Annotated in this window: 5 protein-coding genes; 1 reads left to right on the top strand and 4 read right to left on the bottom strand. The window is 59.3% G+C overall.

What is annotated here, in order from left to right; genetic code table 11:
* Nucleotides 1-200: 200 nt before the first annotated feature.
* From hemP to WCA53_RS03705, 4 genes are all read right to left on the bottom strand, one after another.
* Nucleotides 201-452: a hemin uptake protein HemP gene (hemP, locus tag WCA53_RS03720; protein ID WP_423905583.1), complete on the bottom strand. Its 252-nt coding sequence runs from the start codon at nt 450-452 to the stop codon at nt 201-203.
* A gap of 139 nt (nt 453-591) precedes the next feature.
* Nucleotides 592-1,089 carry an SRPBCC family protein gene (locus tag WCA53_RS03715; protein WP_423905581.1) on the bottom strand — a complete coding sequence of 166 codons (498 nt, stop codon included), beginning with the start codon at nt 1,087-1,089 and terminating at the stop codon, nt 592-594.
* Nucleotides 1,090-1,146: 57 nt separating this feature from the next.
* Nucleotides 1,147-1,542, bottom strand: coding sequence for an OsmC family protein (locus WCA53_RS03710; protein ID WP_423905579.1), 396 nt, complete (start codon nt 1,540-1,542; stop codon nt 1,147-1,149).
* A 155-nt stretch (nt 1,543-1,697) separates the two neighbouring features.
* Nucleotides 1,698-2,576 carry a pirin family protein gene (locus WCA53_RS03705; RefSeq protein ID WP_423905577.1) on the bottom strand — a complete coding sequence of 293 codons (879 nt, stop codon included), beginning with the start codon at nt 2,574-2,576 and terminating at the stop codon, nt 1,698-1,700.
* 143 nt (nt 2,577-2,719) lie between these two features.
* On the opposite strand from WCA53_RS03705, the gene WCA53_RS03700 reads away from it, so the two are divergent.
* Nucleotides 2,720-3,700 carry a LysR family transcriptional regulator gene (locus tag WCA53_RS03700; protein WP_423905576.1) on the top strand — a complete coding sequence of 327 codons (981 nt, stop codon included), beginning with the start codon at nt 2,720-2,722 and terminating at the stop codon, nt 3,698-3,700.
* Nucleotides 3,701-4,033 lie beyond the last annotated feature (333 nt).

The following is a 4,033-nucleotide window of genomic DNA, read 5'->3' as shown; positions in this document are numbered from 1 at the left end:
GTTTTTATCATCACGACCGCGGTGCCTCGGGGCACGGCGCAAGTCCAGCAGGAACCAAAAAAAGCGGCTTCGCTGGCTATCGACGACTGGCTGGTATTTGCACGAAGGGGTCTAAAGTCTCGCGTGCAAGCCGTCGTTGCTGGCTAGTGCCAAACACCTCTCGAAGAGGTGGTCCCCACAATACACGGTACTGAAATGCGTTACTTGGTGAGAATCAGCTTGCCCAGGCGCGTTGCCCGAAGCTGATAAGTCTCACCGTTATGCATGATGCTGATACGGCTCTGTCCTCGCAGCAGAGTATCGCTGCGCAGAGACCGCTCGCCGCTCTCGTTCGACACGCTGGCACTCGGACGAACCGTGGTCACCGCCCCCACCCTCTGGCGCGAGATAGCCGCTGGGCGATCGATCGGGCGGCGCAGCGAAAGCGTATTGGATAGAAGGGTGTCGGTCATGTCGAAGAATCCGGTCGTTGAGTCGATGGGTTGATATTAATGATAATCATTCCCATTTACAATAACGAAGAATTCATCGTCTACAGATTCCGATAGCCAATGCTTGCGATTGGAAACCTCGTCCTTAGAGCGACGTCGATCAATGCAAGGGCCCTACGTCCTTGCGACCGTGCGCAAGCTGCCGAATGACCCGCACGGTGTCGATATCCGCTTCCCGATACGCCGACTTCACGATCTCCTGCGTCTGCAGGACATCGGCGCTGGCGTTGGCATCGTCGGCGACGGGCAGGGTGGTGGCATAGGTGAAGCGGAGGAAAAGCTGCAACTCGTCGGGTTGTTCGATTGCCATGGTCAGCGATCCGCCGACGTAATGCGGTGTTGGCAGGATGTCGTATCGAACGCTGCTTTCGGGCGTGAGGGTCACGCGGTCGCGTACTACTGCTTCGGGCCCGTAATGCAATTCGCGTTCGAGCACGTCGCCTTCACGCGACAAGATCACGCAGCGGTCGAGGCCGATCACGAACAGTTGCGGCTGCTCGACGCGCAGCACGAGCCCTTCCCAGACTTGCTCGCGCGTCATCGACTCCACGAACGGGTTGAGTGGGTCGTTGATCTGGATGAGGTGTTCGAAATTCAAGACGACGGTTTCCTTGGCGTTGAGTGTGGTGGGCGATTCGCTGAATACAGATACTGACTAAGCCTGCGTAAGACCGGAACGAATCACAATCGAGCCGGAGAGAATCTTGTGCACGGGGCACGCGTTGGCGATTTGCAGGAGCCGTTCGCGCTGATCGCCATCGAGATTTCCTGTCAAGACGATTTGCCGGTCGATGAGGCTGCCTTCCGGCGTCGATTCGATCGTAAGTGCCACGTGTACAGATTCGAGGGGCCAAGCCTTGCGCTTCGCGTACATCTTCAGGGTGATCGAGGTGCATGCGCCGAGGCTCGACAGCAACAGACTGTTGGGCGTCGGGCCGGTGTCTCCGCCGCCAAGCGAGGCGGGTTCATCGGCTAGCCATTCGTGCTGGCCGTCGTTCAGCCGTACCTGATAATCGGTTGCATCGATACTTGCCTTGACTGGCTGTTTCACCCAGTGTCCTCCCGTTGCAAAGACAATATAAAAAAACGTGGCGCCAGTCACCATTGTGACGCAATTAGTATTTTTGGGATCGGGCCCCGGTTTGGACGGGCGGCGCGGGAGTTGGGGCGGCTGATGCGGTTCTGCTTGCGGTGAGCCTGGAGCCCTCAGCCCCGCGCCCCAATCACCCCCATCCTGCCTTCCTGATAATCAACCACGGCCTGACGGATCTCGTCTTCCGTATTCATCACGAACGGGCCGTACCTGACCACGGGTTCCTTCAACGGTACACCGCCGATCAACAACAATTCCAGCGGCTCACTGCCGGCCGCAAACGCGACAGTGTCGCCATCGTTGGAAAAAATGATCATCTGCTGCGCCTGCACCGGCTGCTTGTCCGCACCATAGACGCCTTCGCCCGACAACGCGTACCCGAAGACACGAAAATCGCGCGGAACCGGGTGCACAACCGACGCGCCCGGCTGCAACGAAAAGTGCTGGTACAAAATGGGCGTACGCGTCTGGATGGCCGCCTTCGCGCCGAGTGCCTCGCCCGCGATCACTTTCACGCGCACGCGGCCGTCGTCGCTGACACCCACCGGAATCTTCTCCGACGGCATTTCCTGGTAACCCGGCGCAATCATCTTGTCGCGCTTGGGCAAATTCACCCAAAGTTGCAATCCATGCACGCGCCCACCTGTGCGCGTGAATTCAGGATCGGGCATTTCGCTATGCACGACGCCCGCGCCAGCGGTCATCCACTGCACGTCGCCCTTGAGCAGATTGCCGGAATGTCCGGCCGAATCCTTGTGGCCGAACTGCCCTTCAAGCACATACGTCACCGTCTCAAACCCACGGTGCGGATGATCGGGCGCGCCTTTCGCCTCGCCGGGCGCGTAATCCACGGGGCCCATTTCATCGAGAAGGAGAAACGGGTCGAAATCCATCAACAAGCGCGTCGGAAACGGGCGATGCACGACAAAGCCGCCACCTTCCACCGTGCGAAGTGCCGGAATCGTGCGCTCGATACTACGTGTGCTTTCCATATAAGGTCCTCACGTGCCGACATGGCCAAATAGCCGATGTGGGATTAGCACTGGATTTGAAACATAAGCAGTATTATATGGACCGAATTTCGAGGAGAAAGCCCTCCCAGCGGAATGGATTGTCCCACCAGTGAAACGATCACATGAAACCTGACTCGCACGACCTCAACGATCTCATGTACTTCTCGTACGTTGTCGAGCATGGCGGATTTTCAGCGGCAGAACGCGTGCTGGGCATCTCAAAATCGCGTTTGTCGCGGCGTGTGTCGGAACTGGAGGCGTCGCTCGGCGTGCGCCTGATGCAGCGTTCCACGCGCAAGCTCGCGCTCACCGAAGCCGGCCAGCTTTTCTACCAGCACTGCAAGGCGATGCTCGCCGAGGCGCAGGCGGCCGTCGATATCGTGCATAGCTTGCGGGATTCGCCGCGTGGCACTGTCCGCGTGAGCGTGCCGGTGACGATCGCGCAGACGTTGCTGACGGACGTGATGCCGGATTTCCTGCATCGATACCCCGAGGTTCGCGTGGTCTTGCGCGTGACGAACCGCGTGGTAGATCTGTTCGAGGATTCCATCGATATCGCCCTGCGCGTGCGCTCCGAACCACCCGCGAGTTCGACGCTGGTCGCGCGGCCCTTGTGGCGTACGGCGCAGATGCTGGTGGGCGCCCCCTCGCTGCTCAATCCGAATGCGCCGCCTCTGACGGCGCCGGAACTGTCGCAGTTCAGTACGATCGATGTCCCGTCCAGCGATGGTCGCCATGTGTATCGGCTGACCGCGCCCGATGGCACGCGCCACGAATTCGAACACGAGCCGCGCCTTGTCACCGCCGACCTCGGGATGATTCGTGAGGCCGTGATGCGCGGCGTGGGCATCGCCGTTTTGCCGGAGATGATGTACGGGGCGGCGTTGCGAACCGGTCAGCTATCGCCCGTGATGCCGGGCTGGACTTTGCCCACGCCCCAGCTTTACGCGGTGTTCCTGTCGCGGCAGGGGATGGTCCCGGCAATTCGTGCGTTTGTGGATTTTCTTGTAGAGACGATCAACGACGGGAATCGGTTCCCCGGAGAATGTCCTCTTCCTACAGCGGCCGCTGGCGGAACAGTCATACTAAACGACCCGTTGTAGGAAGTTTCTGACATTGAAGCGTGCGCTTGCGATGGACAGATTCAATCGGCTGCCGCTTGATGGGGTGTGATCGCAGGGCTATATTGGAATCTCTTCGCAGAAGAGTTACTGATGCGAAAACCCACGGCCGCTTTTATAGCTGGCTTGGTAGGGCGGAAACGCGCTGTCCGTGTCGAGCACGGCTGTCGCATATGGCGAACCATTGGGTCCGATCCCGGGCTGATGGAACGCTCGCCCGAATGCGCTGCGAGCGCACAAAAAAGGCCTTCATCAAATGCGATGAGGGCCTTTTACTTTGTGGCTTTACTTGCTTTGTAGCGCCCGAGTCTCGTC

The organism is Caballeronia sp., from assembly GCF_049581465.1.
Taxonomy (GTDB): Bacteria; Pseudomonadota; Gammaproteobacteria; order Burkholderiales; family Burkholderiaceae; genus Caballeronia.
The sequence above is the reverse complement of the archived record's forward strand: the minus strand, read 5'-3'. Positions and strand labels throughout refer to the sequence as shown.

What these genes read in the sequence shown, in the direction of transcription:
- WCA53_RS03705 (WP_423905577.1), bottom strand. Translation starts at nt 2,576, where the DNA reads ATGGAAAGCACACGTAGTATCGAGCGCACGATTCCGGCACTTCGCACG.
- hemP (WP_423905583.1), bottom strand. Translation starts at nt 452, where the DNA reads ATGACCGACACCCTTCTATCCAATACGCTTTCGCTGCGCCGCCCGATC.
- WCA53_RS03700 (WP_423905576.1), top strand. Translation starts at nt 2,720, where the DNA reads ATGAAACCTGACTCGCACGACCTCAACGATCTCATGTACTTCTCGTAC.